Source organism: Vibrio sp. 1874, from assembly GCF_033344395.1.
GTDB classification, from domain to species: Bacteria; Pseudomonadota; Gammaproteobacteria; order Enterobacterales; family Vibrionaceae; genus Vibrio; species Vibrio alginolyticus.
On the sequence record NZ_JAWPOR010000005.1, the window covers coordinates 113,481 to 135,159 of the forward strand.

Sequence of the window (21,679 nt, forward strand, 5' to 3'; positions counted from 1 at the left end):
TCACTTTGCTCAGTTAACTGGCAAACATACTGGCATCAATAGGCTTGATATCGATCATCTGCTTTGGCTCATTATCTAAGCTCGGCATCAACCCCATCAAACGCTCTGTATATGGGTGCTGTGGGTTATCAAACAACTCAAAAATTTCTGCTTTTTCGACAATACGCCCGCCATACATCACGGCAACATCATCACACACTTCTGCCACAACCCCGAGATCGTGAGTGATGAAGATCATCGCCATGCCCGTTTCTTCCTGAAGCTCGTTCATCAGTTCAAGGATAGACGCCTGAACCGTAACATCCAACGCTGTAGTCGGTTCATCACAAATCAGAATATCCGGCTTACAGGCCAATGCCATCGCGATCATGACACGCTGGCGCATACCACCAGATAGGTTATGGGGATACTCATTCAATCGCTTCTCTGGCATTGGAATTTTTACTTTTGCCAGCATTTCAATCGAGTACGCCTCCCGCTCCTTTTTGTCGAGCTCAGGTCGATGGAGCTCAAGCACTTCACATATTTGACGACCAATGGTGTGCACTGGGTTGAGCGCCGTCATCGGGTCTTGGAAGATGATCGAAATGCGATCGCCACGCATGGCGTACATCTCTTCCGCAGGCAAATCAACTAGGTTGGTGCCGCGATAATTCACTTCACCTTTGATAATGTTGCCATATGGCTTAGGTAATAGCCCCATGATCGACATTGAGGTTACGCTCTTACCACTACCTGACTCTCCCACCAGACCGAGTGTACGTCCAGCTCTCACATCAAAGTTCACACCATGCAGAACCTTCACTGGCCCATCATCGGTGGTAAATTCAACTTCGAGATCTTTAACACTTAGGATTACATCGTTTTCCATAACCAATCCTTACAGCTTATAAGTGTCATCTACGACAACAACAGGTTCAAAAGCTTTGCCTGACTTCATCGCTTGTTTCGTTTCTTTTTTGATATCACTATCAATCCAGTAAGTGCCATCGCCTATGATTGCACCACTGAACAGCGCCTCTGTCATGCGATTCATTGGCTTATCTGGAAACTTTAACCAGCGCCAGTGACCATAGCGGACATAAGGAACCATGTAGCCTGGGACGATAACGTGAGCATCAATGATGTCACGCTGAATCTCATGACCTAGCTGGATCTTTTTATCCATATCCATGCCAAAACGATACTCGATGATCTTTTCATCCAGCTCTGGCGTGCTGTAGTTTGTGAAAGAATTAGTTTGCGGCTTGTTCGCATTGACTGAATGGAAATACTCCCAATACGTTGGGATCTCAGACGTACCCATATCTAAGAAAGCCAAATCGTGCTTTTTCTCACGTACGTATTTGAACATGGATGAGCCATCAACTAACTTGAGCTCAATATCCAGCCCTGCTAGCTTGGCTTGCTCACGCAAAAATGCAATACGAGGAGTATGAACAGGTGTTCCGTAGGTCAGCTCGAAGCTTAAGCGCTCACCTTTATCATTGACACGAATACCATCAGAACCAATTTTGTTAAAGCCTGCGGCTTCGAATGCCTCGGCCGCTTTTGCGGGATCAAACTTCGGTGCCTTAGCATCTGGTAGGGTGTATTTACCATGACCATAACCGGTCGGGTTCGGTTTACGGGAGTAGTCGCCACGCATGACATTCTCTATCATGCCATCAAAGTCAATCGCGTAAGTAATGCCCTTGCGAATATTTAAATCATCCAGCAAAGGCATCGCGGTGTTTATCCATACACCACCAGCCCCAACTGGAAATTGGTTGTAACCCCAGAACTTTTGAATGTATCCCTTTTGGTAAGGTTCCGTATTCGATTTATCATGCCATAAGCTTGGTAAAACAAGACCAAATGCGTCCAGCTTCCCTTTCTCAAAGTGCTTCATCGCGATATCACTGTCGCGAATCACTGTGATGCGGATTTTGTCGACATTATAGCGATGTTGATAATACTTATTGCTGTAACCCCACCAGTCTTCACCGACATGTTTGAAGGTCACACTTTTACCTTTTTTAATGTCATCTAGGTAGTATGCACTGGTCGTTGGTTCACTTTTAAAATTGTAGTAGCGGACAAAGTTGTCATGTATACCGTCACCATTTTCATCTTTTGAAGGGTTAGCATAAAAATGTGCGGGACGTGGGCGCAGGGCCCCCATTCGTAACAGCAACTCTTCCGGATTAAACTCTTTCGCCGCCTTAACAGCAAACGTATGAGTGTCGTACTTAATAACGTCCGCAATGGTTTTGTTGTAATAATCGTTGTACCAAGGCTCTAGGATATCCTTAGAACGATAAAACTTAAGCATGAATACAAAATCGTCGGCAGTCACAGGCTTGCCGTCCGACCATTTAGCTTCTGGGTTGAGTTTGAAATAGACCGTTTTGTTGTCACCTGCTAACGCCCACTCGTTAGCAAGCTCAGGGATAAACTCTAAAGTATCTGGGTGGCGGACCACCAAGCCTGGTGTTTCATCTAAGATAAAAGAACGTAGCCCTGCATTAGCGTCTGGACCAACACTACGTAACGTCTGCGGGAAACTTGACATAAAGGTGCGATAAGTCCCTCCACGTTTCGCTTCTGGCGAACCATATTGAGGCTCATCCCAGTTTGTTTGCCAGTTTAAGTCAGTCGGAAGCGTTGCTGACATTGCACCAAAACTCAGGGCGCTCAGCGTGGACGCTAAAAATAATTTCTTCATAAAACTTCCCTTTTTTATGTTTTGCTCACAATGCTCGCTTAAACATAGCGTGTGAATTTTTTCGGGTCGAAAGCCGCTCGAATGGCTTCACCAATAAAGGTCACCATCACCAGAACCAGAACAATAGAAGTCACTACTGACGCAACAATCCATGGCGAATCTAAGTTTGACTTACCTTGTTGCAGTAGTTCACCCCAACTTGGCGTTGGTGGCATCAAGCCTAAGCCTAGGTAATCGAGAGCAGTCAGTGCTGTGATGTTAGCTGCAATAGTGAAAGGCGCTAGGGTTACAATCATCACCATCGTATTTGGCAAGATGTGATTAAACAAGATACGTCCAGTCGATGCCCCTAAAGCACGAGCCGCCATTACGTATTCTCGTGCCGCTTCTTTATAGGTCATGGTCCGCATGTACCATGTCATCCCCATCCAAGTGAAAAGCACGTTAATAGCGACAAAGAGAGCAAACGTCGGTTGAACGATTGAAACAAGAATCATAATGACGTACAAAAACGGGACCATTGACCAGATTTCGATAAGTCGCTGTACAAACAAGTCAAATTTACCGCCCCAAAAACCCATAGCACAACCGACTGCAGTACCGATCGCGTAGGAAATGGCCATCGTAAGCAACGCAAATCCCATAGCCGTTCTGAATCCGTAGACAAGTCGCGCCAAAATATCGCGACCTATCACATCTGTACCTAAATAATGCTTATTTTCGGCGCTAGGTGCTGTTGGCGGGAAATCACCACTAAAATCTTGTTCATATGGGTTCCATGGCACAAGCGGCAAAATAACAAAGTTGTCGCCCCCTTCGGCCTCAAACGCTTTTTGCAGTACGCGATAATCCGCTTCGCTGGATGACTCTTGGCCGAATTCGCTACCTAAACGTACGTCACTGACAACAGGAAAATAGTAGCTACCATCGTACTTGACGACTAGCGCTTTACTGTTAATCAAAAGTTCGGCGAATAGAGAAAGGATCAACATGATAGAAAGAGCAACAAACGACCAATAGCCTCGTTTGATCTCTTTAAAGTGACGAATTTTCTTTTGAGTTAATGGACTAACTTTAATCATGTTACGCTCCAAACTTCACACGTGGGTCGACTAAAGCAACACAAATATCTGAAATGATGTTACCAATGAGCAGTAACAACGCATTAATGGCGACAATACCCATAACAACAGGGTAATCACGCTCCATGATTGATTCGTAACCCAATAAGCCAATGCCATCAATATTGAAGATAACTTCAATCAGGAAGGCACCGGTCATGAAGAACAACAAAGAGTTACCAAAGTGACTCGCGATTGGAATTAAGCTGTTACGCAACGCGTGCTTACGAACTGCTTTTTTGAAAGGTAATCCTTTCGCAATTGCGGTGCGGATGTAATCTGAGGAAAGGTTTTCCATCAGGTTATTTTTCATTGTCATCGTCAGCGTGGCAAAATCACCAATGAGGTAACAGATCAAAGGCAACACCGCATGCCACATAATGTCTTTAGCGCGTTCAAAGAAGGTTTCGTAATCGTCGAAGTCATCGCCGACAAAGCCTCCCATCGGAAACCATTCCAAGTGATAACTAAATAACGTGATCAGCAATACACCCACCACATAACCTGGTAGCGCGTAGCCTACGAAAATGAGTACTGAAGAAGCGGAATCAAACACAGAACCGTGCTTGAGCGCCTTATAGTAACCAAGAGGAATCGAGATAAAATAACTAATAAAGAAGGTCATGCCGCCATAAAACAACGACACTGGCAAACGCTCTGCGATCATGTCCGAGACAGGCTCGTAGTAACGCGTCGACTCGCCAAGATCTAGCATTACCAAACGACTTAACCACTCGACGTACGCTTCCGTTACAGGTTTATCCAGGCCATAAAACGCATTCAGCTCCGCGATTTGATCGTCAGAAAGGGCCGTATTACCACCCGCAGACGTCATTGATGCGGCGCCGTCCCCCTGGGACTGCATTTGTGACAACATGCGTTCAACAGGTCCGCCAGGCACGAAACGAGTGATAGCAAAGATGAGAATAGTTATCCCGAGAAACGTTGGGATAACCAACGCCAAACGGCGTAAAAAGTACGACAGCATATACAACTTGCTCCTTGTCTACTGTCCAGTTCAAACGGAGTGAAAGAGGATATTTTCCGCCCAAAATGGTGCATATTTATCTCGTAGTAACTAAAACTGTTGAAGCACACTCCCTGCGCCTCAAGAGCTAGACTTTTCTACTACTGCAATAATTTCAGCGTCATATTTATCTTGAATCCACATCAGCTTCAAGTGTTTGAAACCAAAACATGACAAACTTCCTTCGATGTCGAAAAACAGAAATGTTTTTGTAAAAAATTATAAAAAACCACAAAAATAATTCATACAGAATATCAATCTAGGCTGTTTAGAGCCAAAACCCTACATAAAAATGCACCCTACACACATAAATAGACACATAATCCAAGGTTATATTTGACCTAAAAATACGAGTGAGCCCTTTAACCGCAATGGGTATCATATTTTGATACCACCTAATAAGTTCGAGCTAACAAAGTATGGATTCGATATAAAACTCATCTCAGAACAATTCACTGGAAAAATATCTTTTTCCAGATTCAATTACCCACTAAAAAACCATAGGCAAGATAAGTCATTAAAGTTTATAAGAAACACAAAATACGGTGTTTTATTGAAATTTAATATCGATTCATAAACTTTATTCGGTTTTTTATTCCGCCTTTTTAACAAAGCCCAGTCGTTCACATCTTTTTTACATTTAAGCATCCCCGTTTACCACTGGTTTGACTTCCTTTTTTCATCTCGGTTATACATTGGCCGAACGTTAACGAAATATTAACGTCACATTTGGCCGCTATGCGGCCAGACATAGGAAATAATAATAATCGGAGCAACAAGGATGTATAAAAACACAACCGCTTTATCTGTTGCGATAAGCCTTGCTTTGGGGACAGCAGCAGTTGCAGCCCCAGCAACAGCACTGGCAGAAGAGCAGCAAGTTGAAAAACTTCAAAAGATGAAAGTTACTGGTTCGCGTATCTCCACGACGGATATGGAAGGTCCTTCACCAGTTACTGTTATTAATAGTAAAGACATTGAGTCTAAAGGCTTTAACAGCGCGCAAGACGTATTGAACAGTTTGACCCAAAACACAGGTGGTGTAATGGCTCAAACAGACTCTTTCTCGTTTACACCAGCAGCGCAGTCAGTCAACTTACGTGGCCTTGGCGCGTCACGCACATTGATTCTTATTGATGGCCGTCGTCTTCCTCAATACCCGCTAGCACAAGATGGTACATCTAACTTCCAAGATATCGGCCAAATCCCTGTCGCCGCTATTGAGCGTGTTGAAGTAATGACCGACTCAGGTTCTGCTATCTACGGCTCCGACGCAATCGGTGGTGTCGTAAACTTCATTTTAAAGAAAGACTTTGATGGCGTTTCTGTAAAAGTACGCGCGGGTGACGCGACGGATGGTGGTTACCAAAATGGTCGTTTAGACGTTGTAGCTGGCAAAAACTTTGACGACAAACGTATTCTCTTCGTTGGCCAATTTGCGGGCAACGAAATGCTAAAGCAATCTGACCGAGATGATTGGGCTGGCGATGACGGTTCTAGCCGTTCTCAGCTAAGTGGCTACTCTAGCTACGGTGCAAACTTTGAAGGCGCCAACGGAACACTTCTAACACCAGCTGATGCTGGTTCTTCATGTAAAGAAGTCGTTGGTGATGCCGCGATTGAACGAGCGGATGGGAAGTGTGGTGTTAACCGCTCTGCATACCGAACATTAAAACCAGAAAACAAACAAGTAGACCTACTTTTACGTGGTGAAATGGACATTAACGACAATGTCACTGCCATGGCAGAAGCCCGTTTTGGCTACAAGTCTACAGAATCTGAATTCGAACCTAACCCTTACAGCGTTGAAGTTGATGCCACTCACTTCCGCGGCGAAGGCGAATACACTCGCCGTATGGTCGAATTTGGACCACGCGAAAGTAACACTGAAGCCGATTCTTTTGGCTTAACCTTAGGCTTGAACGGCCTGCTTGCTGATACGTATGATTGGGACCTATCCGCTGGTTACTCTGAGCAAAGCGTTGAAACAAGCAACCCAGCAATCTTTCTAACTCTCGACCAAGCTGTACAAAATGGTGATGTCGATCTTCTAGGGCCTATCTCACAAGACGTTGTAGACAAATACAGCGGCACTTCAAGCAAAGAAGCTTACTCAAAGCTTTACTCTGTTAACGGCTCACTGGCTGGTGATTTGGTTGAACTTCCTGCAGGTATGTCTGGCTTTGCTGTTTATGGTGAATGGAACCGTACTGACTACAATGAGACGATTGATGCTACAACAGCAGCTGGTGGTTTCTCTGGTCTAGGTGGAACATCAGGCGGCGGTGACCGCGATCAGATTGGTCTTGGTGTTGAAGCTCTTATTCCTATCATTGAAGATTTAGAAATGACTGTCGCTGGTCGTTACGACCACTACTTCGACGACTCGGCAACTGGCGGCGCATTCACTCCTAAAGTAGCCCTAGCATACCGTCCTACTGACACCCTATTGCTACGTGGTAGCTACGGTCTAGGCTTCCGAGCTCCGGACTTGAAGCGACTATTTGGTGATCAAACTCGAGGCTTTGGTTCTGGTTTTGACCCTGTGCTTTGTGCCAACGCTGGTGGTAGCGGCCCACAAGATAAAGACAAGTACCCAGAGTGTGATACTCAGTACTTCGATACGCTTAATGGCCCTAACTCAGAGCTGAAAGAAGAAACAAGTACAAACATTAACTTGGGCCTAGCGTGGGAGCCTGTGGATGATCTTGGTGTAACCGTTGACTGGTACCACATCAAGATGGAAGACGTCGTAACTGCACCAACTTACCAAGATGTAATTAACGATCCAGGTAAATACCCAGGTACTGAAGTCGTTCGTAACCCAGATGGCACCATCAAGTCGGTATCCTATGGTCCAGTGAACCAGTCGTATGAAGAGCGTTCTGGTATTGACCTAGCGATCAAATACGCATACGACACTAATGAGTTCGGTTCATTTAACACGCGTGTTGCTGTAACGAAGATCTTGATTGCTGAATATCAAGAAAACGACAGCGAGCCTGTAACGGATGAAAGAGATTTCATGCCTGAATACACCGCAACGTTAAATCTTGGCTGGGCATATGAAGATGTCGCTATCAACCTATTTGGTAAATACCGCGACCGTATGTGTTCAAGCTACGCAAACCGTTACTACTTTGATGACTGTGATTCTGCTAAAAAAGCGGGTTACAAAGCAGAAATCGCTAGTATGACAACGTGGAACCTAACGGCTTCTTACCAATTCAACGAGAGTGGTCGTGTAACTCTTGGTGCTATCAACATGTTTGACAAAGTACCGCCTGCAGATCCTCTAAGCGATACCTCTCCATTCTATGCAACTGGGTATGACGATCCAATCGGACGTCAGCTATACGTCGAGGCATCATACGACTTCTAAAAAATATTTGGCGCGGGTTTTCCGCGCCCTTTTCGACTGACTAAAACACTGACAAGGATGCAACCATGAAATTCAAGGAATTTGGTCTCAGTGCCATAGCTGCAGCATTGCTTACTATCAGTAGTAGCTCTATAGCGGCCAACTCTGGTGCTGTCGTTTCCACACAAGCAAAAGCAAATCAATCTTCAGAAGCTTCGCAACAAAAAATCGACAATTATGCCGAAAGTACTGAAGGCATGTTGGCAGAATACAAAGGCTTACTACGTCAAATCGACAGCATGAAAGTCTACAACGAGCAAATTAATCGTATGGTTCAATCACAGCAAGGTGAATTGGACTCATTAAATAACCAAATTGCTCAGATCGATCAAACGGCAACAGAAGTAGTGCCACTAACACTTAAAATGATCGATGCACTCGATGAGTTTGTGACTCTCGATCTGCCTTTCCAGAAAAAAGAACGTAATAAACGTGTCCAAGAACTGCGTCGTCTCATGGATCGCGCCGACGTAACGACTTCTGAGAAATTCCGTAAAGTGATGGAAGCCTACCAAATTGAAGAAGGCTTCTCTCGCTCAATTGAATCTTACAAAGCTAGCCTAGATAGAAATGGGGAAACCGTGACTTACGATTTCCTACGTATTGGTCGCACGGCGCTTTTATTCCAATCTCCAGACGGTGGTGAGACAGGTATGTGGAACCAACAAACACGTCAATGGGAAACATTACCGGAAAGCTACCGCATAGCGGTACAGCAAGGCCTTCGAATCGCGAAGAAGCAAGCGCCACCAGCGCTAATCAAATTGCCTGTATATGCTGGGGAGGAATAAGAGATGAAAGGATTCAAAACTCTAGCCGTTGGTCTACTAGCGAGCTTATTTATGGCTTCAGGCGTACAAGCAGAAACGCCTAAAAACCTATCTGAACTACTCAAAAACGTAAAATCAGAAAGCATCGTTGAGTCAAAAGAGAACAAAGCCCGTGAAGCTGAGTTCAAGAACAACCGAGATAAGCAAGCAGCATTATTGCAACAGGCTCGTGAAGAGCTAGCTTCACAGCAAGCACTGGGCGATCAACTTAAAGCGACATTTGATGAAAACGATAAGCAGCTGACTGAACTAACAGAAACCTTACGTGTTCGCTCTGGTACTTTGGGCGAAATGTTTGGTGTGGTCCGCCAATATGCGGGCGAGTTTAAAGGCTTATTTGCAGCCTCTCAAAACGCAGTTCAGTTCCCAGAGCGTGACGCGCTACTAACGAAACTGGCTGAAAGTAAAGAACTGCCATCAACACAAGAGCTAGAAGCATTCTGGCATACCATTCTTCAACAAGTGGTTGCCTCAGGCGAGACAGCAACAACCCAAGCAACGGTTGTTTATGGCGAAGGTAAAGAAGCGGTTCGCGATGTTACTCTTGTCGGTGAATTTAACGCGATTGCCGATGGTAAGTACGTTACTTATGTACCTCAAACAGGTAAGTTCGAAGAACTCTCTCGACAGCCTCGCACCAATATTACACGTCATGTTGCGGGCTTTGAGTCAGCGTCAAACAGCTATGAGCCACTGTTTATTGACCCATCCCGTGGTGTAATTCTGTCTCTACTTGTACAAAGCCCAACCGTTCAAGAACGTATTGATCAAGGTGGCATTGTAGGTTACGTCATCCTTGGTATGGGTGCAGTTGGCGCTATCATTGCTCTAGTTTGCTTCCTACGCCTTCAAGTGATTGGCGGTAAAATGCGTAAGCAAGCGAAATCAGAAACCGTGATTCCTGGTAACCCTCTGGGTGAAGTTATCCAAGCTTACCAAGAACACAAAGGTGACAACCTTGAAGATCTGGAAGCGAAACTGGACGAAATCATCCTACGTAACGCACCGAGCATTGAACGCTTTATCAGCTCAATCAAACTGTTCGCTTCTGTTGCACCACTTCTAGGTCTACTGGGTACGGTTATGGGTATGATCGGTACGTTCCAAGCAATCACACTATTTGGTACAGGTGATCCTAAGCTAATGGCTGGCGGTATCTCTGAAGCACTTGTTACTACGATGCTTGGTCTGGTTGTCGCAATTCCTCTACTGTTCCTGTACACCATCGTACACAGTAAAGGTCGTCGTTTGGTTCAAACTCTTGAAGAACAGAGTGCAGGCTTCATCGCTCGCTATCAGGAAAAACTACATAAAGCCGAAAGCTAAGGAGGCGTTATGTGGTGGTTAGTTGGAGAACTTGAATCAATTAGGCGCTTCTTGGGAATGGGTGGCGATGTACTCGTCGCCATCTTCATCCTCAGCTTTATGCTTTGGGCAGTATTGTTAGAACGTTGGTTCTATTTTGCTGCCGTCGCTCCAAAAGCCATGAAAAAAGCCGTTGGCTCATGGCAGGGGCGATCAGAGCACCAGAGCTGGAACGCTAAGATGATCCGACAAGAAATTGTTTCTCGTCAGGACATTGAGAATAAAAAGGGCCTGCCAATCGTGAAAGTGTTGATTGCGCTTTGTCCCTTACTGGGTTTGCTCGGCACCGTTGTTGGCATGATCCAAGTATTCGACATCTTAGCGGTAACAGGAACAGGAAGCCCTCGAGCAATGGCCTCGGGGATCTCAAAGGCAACAATCCCAACGTTAGCCGGGATGGTGGCTTCTCTATCAGGACTGTTCTTTAGTTCACGTCTTGATCATTTAGCCAAAGTCACAACGCAAAAGCTGGAAGATAAGCTAAAGCATATTGCCTGAGTAAATGGAATTAGAGGTATAGGTCATGAAAAGACGCTATAGCAGTGATAGCAGTGATGAAACCGCTATCGATATGACACCGATGCTCGACATCGTATTCATCATGTTGATCTTCTTTATCGTAACAACATCGTTCGTAAAAGAAGCTGGTCTAGAAGTAAACCGCCCGACGGCAAGCTCTGCGCAAACCGTGAAAAAAGGTAACATCATGGTCGCAGTTGGTGCGGCGGGTGATGTTTGGGTTGATAAACGCCGCATCGAAGTGGACGCGGTTCGCGCGAATATTGAACGTCTTCGTGCAGAAAGCCCTGATGGCGCAGTTGTTATCCAAGCCGACACAGAAGCAAATGCTGGCGTAGTCGTGAAGGTTATGGACCAGATCAAAATGGCAGGTGTAGAAAGCATCTCCATTGCCGCAACCAATAAGGATTAAGCTTATGCGGTATCTGGCCTCAATTGCACTGGCGCTCATTGTCTCCCTCGGGTTGTTCTGGGGGATGGACAAGCTAGTAAACAAAGAGCGCCACGAGTTAGTGTCGAATGATGACCTGCGTATGGTCGAGTTTATTCGCATTAAACCAGACGAAAAAATACAGGAGAAAAAACGCGAACTTCCAAAGCCACCACCGCCTAAGCGTCCGCCGCCGCCGCCAGAAATGAAAGTGACAGCGACAGTAAAACCGGTGATGGAGCAGACCCCAATGGATATGCCAAAGCTTGACCTACCCGTAAATGTTACAGGTGGTTCGGTGCTTGGACATTATAGCCAGGGTGGAGGTGCGCAACTCGCGGGTAGCGGAGGTCCAACACCTCTAGCGACATTCCAACCTCAAATGCCTAGGAAAGCTGCGAAAGCAGGAATAGAAAAAGGGGTCGTCTTATTAGAGTTTACTGTCAACGCACGTGGTGCCGTAGAGGACATCAAAGTTCTTAAAGAGCAACCACGACGCTTAGGCCTCGGTCGAGCGGCAAGAAAAACAGTCTCTAAATGGACATTTAAACCAAAATTGGTTGACGGGAAACCTGTTAGCTCGCGCCTATCGCAAGAAATAGAGTTCTCAACCAATTAAGGAGTCACGATGAAAAGTTTATGGAAAAGCAAAGTGGCTTCTTTAATTCTCTTCGTAGGAGTGGCAATGGCCGCTCCTACGATGGCAAAAGAAGCTCCTCAGTTATCAGATCGGACATTTCGAACCGTTAACAAAGTGCAAGAGTTGATCGCAACTGAAAAATATTCAGCAGCGAAAGAAAAACTAGCAAGCGCTTTAGAAAGCACAAGTTCGAAAAAATACGACCGAGCAGTTTTACTTCAGCAGACTGGCTTTTTGTATTCGCTACAAGACAATTATGTGCAAGCAGCAAAATACTTTGCCGAAGCATTACAGCTCGACGCACTTCCCGTTCCTGTTGCTCAACAAGTTCGCTACAGCTTGGCTCAGCTTTACCTAGCTGAAGAAAAGTATACGTTGTCTGTAAAAACGATGAAGGAATGGTTCAAGGTTGCAGAAACAACCAAAGAGAAGCCTCAAGCTCATGCTTATATCACGTTAGCGAGCGCTTATGTTCAGTTGGAAGATTACAAAAATGCAATCCCACCAACCAAAAAAGCCATCGCGATGAGCAAGAGCCCAAGTGAGTCTTGGTACTTAATTCTCGTTGCATCTCACTACGAGTTAGGCCAGCTGAAAAGCGTTGCCAGTGTACTCAAAACTCTGACTTCAAAGTACCCTCAGAAAAAGCGTTACTGGATGCAACTTTCTGGTGTCTACATGGAGCTAGGTCAAGAACGCAACTCTCTAGCCACCCTAGAAATGGTTTACAAAATGGGGAAACTAGAAGGAGAGAAGGAATATTTACGCTTTGTAAACTTCTTGGCTTATCAAGGTATTCCATATAAAGCAGCCAAAACTCTTGACAAGGAAATGGCAGCTGGAAACATTGAAAAGACGAAGGAAAACTATGACCGCCTAGCCAGTTTCTGGCAGCAAGCTAAAGAGCTAGATAAATCAATTCTCGCTTATAAAAAGTCATATAACCTCGCTCCTTCTGCTAAAACGCAAATTCAGATTGCTCGCTTAATGATACAAGACAAGCAGTATTCTGAAGCAACTCGTTTTGTAGAAAGCGCGGCATCCAGTGCCTCTAAAGAGCAAAAGGCAGAACTTGAATACATTCGCGGGATGGCCTATTTCGAGCTTAAGCAACCACAAAAGGCCTTGCAGGCGATGAAAGGCGCTGCTCAATCGCCAAAATTCAGGTCAACCGTTAGCCCTTGGATAAATTTCCTAGAGTCTCAAGGATAATTCGAAGATTAAGTGTGAGTCAGTCGCACGCCTGGGGAAGTGAAAGCTTCCCCTTTTTTCCGTTTTATCTTTATTAACCCCTATTTTTAACCAGAGTCACTCACGCAAGCCAAATCGGGACTCTAAACCTAAAATCAGCACACTAAACGGTTGTAGAAATGGTTTTAATAACAGAGTGCGCGGATGGTAAGTCCTGTATCACGCTCCTTCTTCGCTGTTTAGGAACACTCTGGCGTAAGTAACTATTTCATCTGAGACGATCACAGACAGAAAGATCAACTGGTAACAAAATAGAGATCATGATACTCTTCGCCTCCATTTTTCTGGCGGGATTATCACCAATATCCACCCCTTTGGTGGTTGATTTCTCAATGCCAGTGCTATCGTTATAAGAATGTCGAACTTTCCTTCGGCACTCAATCAATCCAATCAAAAGTGGAACAGTACAATGGGCAAAGGTACTCTCTATATCGTATCTGCACCTAGCGGCGCAGGTAAATCTAGCTTGATCTCAGCGATGTTGGAACGCAACCCAACCTACGCAATGAAAGTGTCTGTGTCTCACACCACGCGCAACATGCGACCTGGTGAAGAAAATGGTGTCCACTACCATTTTGTAGCGAAAGATGAGTTTGAAGCCCTGATCGCTAAAGGTGACTTCCTAGAATACGCAGAAGTGTTTGGTAATTATTACGGCACATCTCGTGTATGGATTGAAGAAACACTAAATAAAGGTATCGACGTTTTTCTAGATATCGACTGGCAAGGCGCACGCCAAATCCGTGAACAAATGCCAGAAGCCAAAAGCATCTTCATCCTGCCACCATCAAACGGTGAGTTAGAGCGTCGCTTGAACACTCGTGGTCAAGATAGCGATGAAGTGATCGCAAAGCGTATGGCTGAAGCCAAGTCGGAAATCTCTCATTACAACGAGTACGACTACGTGATCGTAAACGACGATTTTGATACCGCTTTGATGGATTTTAAAGCTATCTTGCGTGCTGAAAGATTGAAGGAAGAAAAGCAAGCTGCTAAATATAAAGGTATGCTTGACGCGTTGTTAGCAGAGTAACTTCAAAAAAGTCACGCTGTAAAACATAAAGAATTTCCCGTTTTTTGCCCAGTGCGAAAAACACAATAAACTACCTGAGAAAGTCCACAAACGGTGGCTTGTCTAATTGCTAGTAAATAAAGTAGTTAGGTTGTATACTTTCTCGTCATTCTAAAATTTTAGTTAACTATTTGGAGTCCTCATGGCACGCGTAACTGTTCAAGACGCTGTTGAAAAAGTTGGCAACCGTTTCGACCTAGTACTGATTGCGGCTCGCCGCGCTCGTCAAATGCAAACTGGCGGTAAAGATGCACTAGTGCCAGAAGAGAACGATAAGCCAACGGTTATCGCTCTACGCGAAATCGAAGAAGGTTTAATTACTAAAGAAGTTCTAGACGCTCGTGAACGTCAAGAACAGCAAGAGCAAGAAGCGGCAGAGCTAGCGGCAGTAAGCAGCATCGCTCACAACCGTTAATTCTGACTTTAGAATTCAACAACCTCCCGGGCCTATAATTTGTATCTATTCGATAGCCTCAAAGACGTTGCCCAAGAATACCTAACAGAGCCTCAGATTGAGGCTCTGCGTCAATCTTATGTGGTAGCGAGAGATGCCCATGAAGGGCAAACCCGCTCTAGCGGTGAACCATACATCATCCACCCTGTCGCTGTGGCTCGTATCTTGGCCGAAATGCGCCTTGATATCGAAACCCTCCAAGCTGCTTTGCTGCATGACGTCATTGAAGACTGTGATGTAACTAAAGAAGATCTCGAAGAGAAATTCGGCAACACTGTCGCAGAATTGGTTGATGGTGTATCTAAACTGGACAAACTCAAATTCCGCGATAGGAAAGAGGCTCAGGCTGAGAACTTTCGTAAGATGGTTCTGGCCATGGTGCAAGATATCCGCGTCATTCTGATCAAACTGGCTGACCGCACGCATAACATGCGTACGCTTGGCGCGCTTCGACCAGATAAAAAGCGTCGTATTGCTCGTGAAACGTTAGAAATTTACGCGCCCCTCGCTCATCGTCTTGGTATTCACAATATCAAAACCGAACTCGAAGAGTTGGGCTTTGAGGCGCTATATCCCAACCGCTACCGCGTACTGAAAGAAGTGGTTAAAGCCGCACGTGGTAATCGTAAAGAGATGATCCAACGCATTCACAGCGAAATAGAAGGCCGTCTGCAAGATTTTGGCTTGAATGCTCGCGTCGTTGGTCGTGAGAAAAACCTGTTCTCTATCTATAACAAGATGAAAACCAAAGAACAGCGCTTTCATACCATCATGGATATCTATGCGTTCCGAGTCGTTGTTGATACCGCTGATACTTGTTATCGCGTTTTAGGCCAAGTACACAGCTTGTATAAGCCACGTCCTGGTCGCATGAAAGATTACATCGCGGTACCAAAGGCGAACGGCTATCAATCGCTACACACTTCCATGGTTGGCCCACACGGCGTACCTGTTGAAGTTCAGATCCGTACTGAAGATATGGATCAAATGGCGGACAAAGGTGTCGCGGCACACTGGTCTTACAAAGACAAAGGCGACAAGTCTGGCACCACTGCGCAAGTGAAAGCTCAGCGTTGGATGCAAAGCCTGTTAGAGCTACAACAAAGCGCGGGTAACTCATTCGAATTCATTGAAAACGTAAAATCCGATCTTTTCCCAGATGAGATTTACGTCTTCACACCAAAAGGTCGTATCGTTGAATTGCCTTTAGGCGCAACGGCTGTCGACTTTGCCTATGCCGTACATACCGATGTAGGCAACTCTTGTGTTGGTGCTCGTGTTGATCGTAACCCTTACCCATTGAGTAAGGCATTGAAAAACGGTCAGACGGTGGAAATTATCAGTGCCCCTGGTGCGCGTCCGAATGCGGCATGGCTGAACTATGTCGTGACTTCTCGTGCCCGCACTAAGATTCGACAAGTACTGAAAACGATGCGTCGTGAAGAGTCGATTACTTTAGGTCGTCGCCTACTTAATCACGCACTTGGCCGTCACTCGATTGATTCAATTTATCCAGAAAATATCCAAGAAGTCTTGAATGATCTTCGCCTAGAAAGCATCGATGATTTATTGGCTGCTATTGGATTGGGTGAGTTGATGAGCATTGTGATCGCACGTCGTCTCCTTGGTGACACCGAAGAGCTCACGACAACAAGTTCAATCCCAACGGACTCGAAGAAGAAGCTTCCGATTCGTGGCGCAGAAGGCTTATTGCTGACGTTTGCAAATTGTTGTCATCCTATCCCAGATGATCACATTATTGCTCACGTATCGCCTGGTCGTGGTTTGGTTGTTCACCGAGAAACATGTCCGAATGTTCGTGGTTATCAGAAAGAGCCAGACCGTTATATGGCTGTCGCTTGGTCTGAAGACTACGATAAAGAGTTCATTGCTGAACTTAAAGTCGACATGCTTAACAACCAAGGTGCTCTTGCAGAACTGACCAACGTGATCTCGAAAACAGGATCAAACATTCATGGCCTTTCAACGGAAGAACGTGATGGTCGTCTATACACTGTGACTGTGCTGTTGACGACGAAAGATCGTGTCCACCTTGCTGGTATCATGCGTAAGATTAAGGCAATGCCTCAAGCAACCCGAGTCAGACGCAGAAAGAACTAACCTCTATCGCCACCTACTCTGTTAGGTGGCGATTTTTTATACCTCAATAAATATGAACCTAGAACGTTACAACCGTATTCACCAAGTCCTAAAAACTCGCCAAACTGATCTGACACTTTGTCTCGAAGAAGTACATAAGCCAAACAACGTCTCTGCCGTGATCCGCACCGCTGACGCGACAGGCTTACACAAAGTTCACGCAATTTGGCCTGACAAAATGCGTACGCTGAGCCATACCTCAGCTGGCGCGCGTAACTGGGTTGAAGTGGATACTCACGATTCGATTGAAACTGCGATTACCGAACTCAAAGCGCAAGGTATGCAGGTTTTGGTGACCAATCTTTCGGACACCGCCGTCGATTTTCGCGAGATCGACTACACCAAACCAACGGCAATCATTTTAGGCAGCGAAAAGGTTGGCGCTTCAGAGCAAGCCAAACAGCTTGCTGATCAAGACATTATTATCCCGATGGTGGGCATGGTGCAGTCACTAAACGTATCGGTTGCCAGTGCCGTAATTTTGTATGAAGCGCAACGTCAACGTGAAGCCGCAGGCATGTACGACCGAGAAGAAAGCGCTCTGCCTAAAGAGACAATCAACCGTATTCTCTTTGAACGTGGTCACCCAGTGCTGGCAAAGGTCGCGAAACGAAAAGGGCTCGTTTACCCACCACTCGATGAAGAAGGTCAAATCATCGCCGATGACGCGTGGTGGCAAGAGATGCAAAGCAAGTAACAGACTTTCGTCATCCTGAACGGCGGCGAAGGAGCGTGGTTCAGGATCTAATTCTCAAATATACAGATGCTGATAGTGTTAACTTCAGCGACATACTTGTTGAAAATAGAATCCTGATGTCGCTAAAGCTCCTCGGAATGATAGGTTATCAGTCAAATCATGACACTAACTAAAGCATGACTATTTTTTCCTGTACAAAAACACAGCTCCATGGTTAACATACTGCTATGTTAACCATTTTCTTGAGCCCTCTATGTCCGCCCAAACGTTATCTGCCGTCCCATTAACCTCCCTTTCTGGAGTTGGCGCGAAAGTCGCAGAAAAACTCGCCAAAGTTGGCTTACATAGCGTTCAAGATTTGCTGTTTCACCTTCCGTTACGCTACGAAGATCGTACTCGTATTTACCCTATTGCCAAACTGCATGCTGGCCTTTGGGCGGCAGTGCAAGGTAAGGTCATGGCAGTCGACACCATCTTCGGTAAGCGCAAAATGCTAACGGTAAAAATCAGCGACGGTAATGGCACTATCACGCTGCGTTTTTTCAACTTTACCGCAGCCATGAAGAACAATTTCACGCAAGGTAAGTTAGTACATGCTTACGGTGAAATTAAGCGCGGTGGCATGGGTTTGGAAATTGTTCATCCTGACTACAAGTTTTACGTCAGCGAGCAAAAGCCCGATGTAGAACAGAGCTTAACCCCTGTTTATCCCACCACCGATGGATTGCGTCAAATCACATTGCGCAACCTTACCGAACAAGCTTTAGCCCTGCTTGATAAAACCGCAGTGCAGGAATTACTTCCAGCGGGGTTGTATGACCATCAAATCACGATGTCGCAAGCGCTGCACACCATTCATCGCCCACCACCAACCATTAATTTAGATGAGTTTGACGAAGGCAAACATCCTGCCCAAATCCGCTTGATCATGGAAGAGTTGCTAGCACAGAATCTCTCTATGTTGGCAGTGCGTAGCAAAGGTCAGAAGGATTCAGCGCTACCTCTCGGTCCTTGTAATAAACTAAAAACGCAGCTTTTAGCCCAACTGCCTTTCTCTCCTACAAACGCTCAAACCCGAGTAGTACAAGAGATTGAAGCCGATCTAGAAAAACCGCACCCAATGATGCGATTAGTGCAAGGCGATGTTGGTTCGGGGAAAACGTTGGTTGCCGCTTTGGCCGCTGTTAGAGCCATTGAGCATGGCCATCAGGTGGCACTCATGGCGCCAACCGAACTATTGGCCGAGCAACACGCTATCAACTTCGCAAACTGGTTTGAAACAATGGGTATTCAAGTCGGTTGGTTAGCGGGCAAACTCAAAGGTAAGGCAAAGGAAGCCGAGTTGGCTCGTATTGCCAGTGGTGAAGCAAAAATGGTAGTGGGTACTCACGCGCTATTCCAAGAGCACGTTGAATTTCATCACCTTGCCTTGGTCATCATTGATGAACAGCACCGCTTCGGTGTCCATCAGCGATTAGAATTGCGTGAAAAAGGCGCAAAACAAGGCGCTTATCCTCATCAGTTGATCATGACGGCGACGCCTATTCCTCGAACCTTAGCGATGACCGCTTACGCCGATCTGGAAACTTCCGTGATTGACGAGCTACCACCGGGTCGAACGCCGATTCAAACCGTTGCCATTCCTGATACAAAACGTGACGACATCGTCGAACGTGTCCGAAATGCCTGCTTAAACGAAGGCAAGCAGGCATATTGGGTGTGTACCCTGATTGATGAGTCGGAAGTATTAGAAGCGCAAGCCGCGGCAGATACCGCAGAAGAGCTTCAACGTAAACTGCCGGACGTAAAAATTGGTCTAGTACACGGACGAATGAAGCCGGCAGAGAAACAAGCGGTGATGCAAGATTTCAAAGACAATAAACTGCATTTGCTGGTCGCAACGACAGTAATTGAAGTTGGTGTGGATGTGCCAAACTCTAGCTTGATGATCATAGAAAACCCTGAACGTCTTGGTTTGGCACAATTACACCAGTTAAGAGGTCGCGTGGGCCGAGGTTCCGTTGCTAGCCATTGTGTGCTGCTGTACCACTCTCCGCTGTCAAAAACCGCGCAAAAACGCCTCGGAGTACTACGTGAAAGTAACGATGGCTTCGTCATTGCGCAGAAAGACCTAGAAATTCGTGGCCCTGGAGAACTATTGGGTACAAAGCAGACAGGTCTTGCTGATTTCAAAATCGCAGACCTAGTTCGAGATCAACGTCTGATTCCCGAAGTTCAGCGCATTGCGCGTCATATTCATGACAATTACCCGTCTAACGCAACAGCGATTATCGATCGCTGGTTGGGTGAGCGGGATATTTACTCCAAAGCGTAATGATTGAAAGCGAGCCAAATGGCTCGTTTTTTAATACGCCAAAAACAAAAGCAAACGTTTGCTTTTTGAGTAAATCTCTCTATAATCGCGCAGAAATTTTTAAGTGTGTTAGATCACACTCCACCAACCTGAGTTGACTCTGATTAACAGCAATCACAGGTAACGACGTCAACTCCACCCTGCTCTCCCATTCAGCGAGAACTAGGGAAATATTGCGACTAGCGAGACAAACAATGACAACTTCAAACCGATCTTCGGAACTGGTCTATCAACTCAACGATCGACCACCTTTGCCTCAAACCATTTTTGCCGCACTTCAGCACTTATTGGCGATGTTCGTCGCGGTTATCACTCCTTCACTGATCATCTGTCAGTCTTTGGGTGTACCAGCAGACCAAACGAACACCATCATCAGCATGTCTTTGTTTGCGTCAGGCGTGTCTTCGTTTATTCAAATTCGCACCATTGGCCCAATTGGCTCTGGTTTACTCTCTGTTCAAGGTACCAGCTTTAACTTTTTAGGTCCTATTATTGGTGCAGGCCTATCGCTGAAAGCCGGTGGAGCAGACATCAGCACCATGATGGCTGCCATTTTTGGTACGATTTTAGTCGCATCATTTGCAGAAATTTTCCTATCTCGCGTATTGGAGCATGCCCGCCGAATCATCACTCCGCTCGTTTCAGGCATCGTCGTCACTCTTATCGGTCTCACACTGATTCAAGTCGGCTTAGTATCAATGGGCGGTGGCTACGCAGCATTAAATGAAGGAACCTTCGGCAGCTTAGACAAACTTGCTCTGGCTGGGACGGTACTTGGATTAATTGTGATTTTAAACCGCTCGAAAAATCCATACATCCGTGTGGCTTCAATCGTGATTGCGATGCTAGTGGGTTACATCATGGCGTATTTTATGGGGATGGTAGATACTTCTCAGCTAGGCGCAACCGAGATCGTAGCACTGCCCGTACCAATGCAATATGGCTTATCGTTTGACTGGTCTCTGTTCATTCCGCTGGTACTGATTTTCTTTATTACCGCACTAGAAGCCATCGGTGATATTACCGCAACATCTGAAGTGTCTGGTGAGCCAGTAAAAGGCCCAGTGTACATGAAACGCATTAAGGGCGGTGTGTTAGCAGACGGCTTAAACTCTGCAATCGCAGCCGTTTTCAACAGCTTCCCGAACTCAACGTTTAGCCAGAATAACGGCATCATCATGCTAACAGGAGTCGCGAGCCGCTACGTGGGTTACTTTATTTCAGGCATGTTAGTGATTCTTGGCTTGTTTCCTGGCGTCGCTAGCTTTGTTCAGTTGATTCCTGAGCCAGTACTTGGCGGCGCAACGATTGTCATGTTTGGTACGATTGCTGCCGCTGGTGTGCGTATTATCTCTCGTGTTGAGCTCGATCGCCGCGCAATTCTGATCATGGCCTTATCCTTCTCAATGGGACTTGGTATCGCACAAAAACCAGAGATCCTGCAATTTATGCCAGAATTTATTAAGAGTATTTTCTCAACTGGTGTTGCAGCAGGTGGCATCACAGCGATCATTTTAAATCTACTTCTGCCAGAGAAACTGGAAGACGAAGATGAACTTCCTCAGGAAGTGAAAGAGTCTTAAGATTATTGAGAATAAGAAAAGCCCAACC

17 protein-coding genes are annotated in these 21,679 nt (G+C 45.8%); 13 read left to right on the forward strand and 4 right to left on the reverse strand.

Annotated elements, in window-relative coordinates:
* Positions 1 to 13: 13 nt before the first annotated feature.
* The 4 genes from R8N46_RS12440 to R8N46_RS12455 are packed head-to-tail and all read right to left on the reverse strand — an operon-like array spanning position 14 to position 4,816.
* Positions 14 to 871, reverse strand: a complete 858-nt coding sequence (locus tag R8N46_RS12440; protein WP_005379371.1) for an ABC transporter ATP-binding protein — start codon at positions 869 to 871, stop codon at positions 14 to 16.
* Positions 872 to 880: 9 nt separating this feature from the next.
* Entirely contained in the window at positions 881 to 2,707 is a 1,827-nt protein-coding gene (locus R8N46_RS12445; RefSeq protein WP_318098398.1) for an extracellular solute-binding protein, read from the reverse strand.
* Positions 2,708 to 2,745: 38 nt separating this feature from the next.
* Positions 2,746 to 3,789, reverse strand: a complete 1,044-nt coding sequence (locus tag R8N46_RS12450; RefSeq protein ID WP_005379369.1) for an ABC transporter permease — start codon at positions 3,787 to 3,789, stop codon at positions 2,746 to 2,748.
* Position 3,790: 1 nt separating this feature from the next.
* Entirely contained in the window at positions 3,791 to 4,816 is a 1,026-nt protein-coding gene (locus tag R8N46_RS12455; RefSeq protein WP_005384771.1) for an ABC transporter permease subunit, read from the reverse strand.
* An 820-nt stretch (positions 4,817 to 5,636) separates the two neighbouring features.
* On the opposite strand from R8N46_RS12455, the gene R8N46_RS12460 reads away from it, so the two are divergent.
* The 13 genes from R8N46_RS12460 to R8N46_RS12520 all read left to right on the forward strand — a co-directional run bounded on the left by R8N46_RS12460 (position 5,637) and on the right by R8N46_RS12520 (position 21,651).
* Positions 5,637 to 8,237: a TonB-dependent receptor plug domain-containing protein gene (locus tag R8N46_RS12460; RefSeq protein ID WP_017634998.1), complete on the forward strand. Its 2,601-nt coding sequence runs from the start codon at positions 5,637 to 5,639 to the stop codon at positions 8,235 to 8,237.
* 65 nt (positions 8,238 to 8,302) lie between these two features.
* Entirely contained in the window at positions 8,303 to 9,067 is a 765-nt protein-coding gene (locus R8N46_RS12465; protein WP_005379365.1) for a DUF3450 domain-containing protein, read from the forward strand.
* Positions 9,068 to 9,070: 3 nt separating this feature from the next.
* Positions 9,071 to 10,432 carry a MotA/TolQ/ExbB proton channel family protein gene (locus R8N46_RS12470; protein ID WP_193837236.1) on the forward strand — a complete coding sequence of 454 codons (1,362 nt, stop codon included), beginning with the start codon at positions 9,071 to 9,073 and terminating at the stop codon, positions 10,430 to 10,432.
* 9 nt (positions 10,433 to 10,441) lie between these two features.
* Positions 10,442 to 10,969 (forward strand): MotA/TolQ/ExbB proton channel family protein, encoded by a 528-nt coding sequence (locus tag R8N46_RS12475; protein WP_005379363.1) that lies wholly within the window; start codon positions 10,442 to 10,444, stop codon positions 10,967 to 10,969.
* Between the two features lie 25 nt (positions 10,970 to 10,994).
* On the forward strand, positions 10,995 to 11,402 hold the full coding sequence (locus R8N46_RS12480) for an ExbD/TolR family protein (protein ID WP_005379359.1): 408 nt from the start codon (positions 10,995 to 10,997) through the stop codon (positions 11,400 to 11,402).
* Between the two features lie 4 nt (positions 11,403 to 11,406).
* Positions 11,407 to 12,039 (forward strand): energy transducer TonB, encoded by a 633-nt coding sequence (locus R8N46_RS12485; RefSeq protein ID WP_005379353.1) that lies wholly within the window; start codon positions 11,407 to 11,409, stop codon positions 12,037 to 12,039.
* Positions 12,040 to 12,048: 9 nt separating this feature from the next.
* On the forward strand, positions 12,049 to 13,272 hold the full coding sequence (locus R8N46_RS12490) for a tetratricopeptide repeat protein (RefSeq protein ID WP_064376868.1): 1,224 nt from the start codon (positions 12,049 to 12,051) through the stop codon (positions 13,270 to 13,272).
* Positions 13,273 to 13,720: 448 nt separating this feature from the next.
* Complete coding sequence (gene gmk, locus R8N46_RS12495) at positions 13,721 to 14,344, forward strand: guanylate kinase (RefSeq protein WP_005379347.1); 624 nt, start codon at positions 13,721 to 13,723, stop codon at positions 14,342 to 14,344.
* Positions 14,345 to 14,525: 181 nt separating this feature from the next.
* Entirely contained in the window at positions 14,526 to 14,798 is a 273-nt protein-coding gene (gene rpoZ, locus R8N46_RS12500) for a DNA-directed RNA polymerase subunit omega (RefSeq protein ID WP_005379346.1), read from the forward strand.
* 39 nt (positions 14,799 to 14,837) lie between these two features.
* Positions 14,838 to 16,958 (forward strand): bifunctional GTP diphosphokinase/guanosine-3',5'-bis pyrophosphate 3'-pyrophosphohydrolase, encoded by a 2,121-nt coding sequence (spoT, locus tag R8N46_RS12505; RefSeq protein ID WP_005379340.1) that lies wholly within the window; start codon positions 14,838 to 14,840, stop codon positions 16,956 to 16,958.
* Between the two features lie 52 nt (positions 16,959 to 17,010).
* Positions 17,011 to 17,694, forward strand: a complete 684-nt coding sequence (trmH, locus tag R8N46_RS12510; protein WP_017820702.1) for a tRNA (guanosine(18)-2'-O)-methyltransferase TrmH — start codon at positions 17,011 to 17,013, stop codon at positions 17,692 to 17,694.
* Between the two features lie 253 nt (positions 17,695 to 17,947).
* Complete coding sequence (gene recG / locus R8N46_RS12515; protein WP_213972345.1) at positions 17,948 to 20,029, forward strand: ATP-dependent DNA helicase RecG; 2,082 nt, start codon at positions 17,948 to 17,950, stop codon at positions 20,027 to 20,029.
* 233 nt (positions 20,030 to 20,262) lie between these two features.
* Positions 20,263 to 21,651, forward strand: a complete 1,389-nt coding sequence (locus R8N46_RS12520; RefSeq protein ID WP_047103752.1) for a uracil-xanthine permease family protein — start codon at positions 20,263 to 20,265, stop codon at positions 21,649 to 21,651.
* The last annotated feature ends 28 nt before the right edge of the window (positions 21,652 to 21,679 follow it).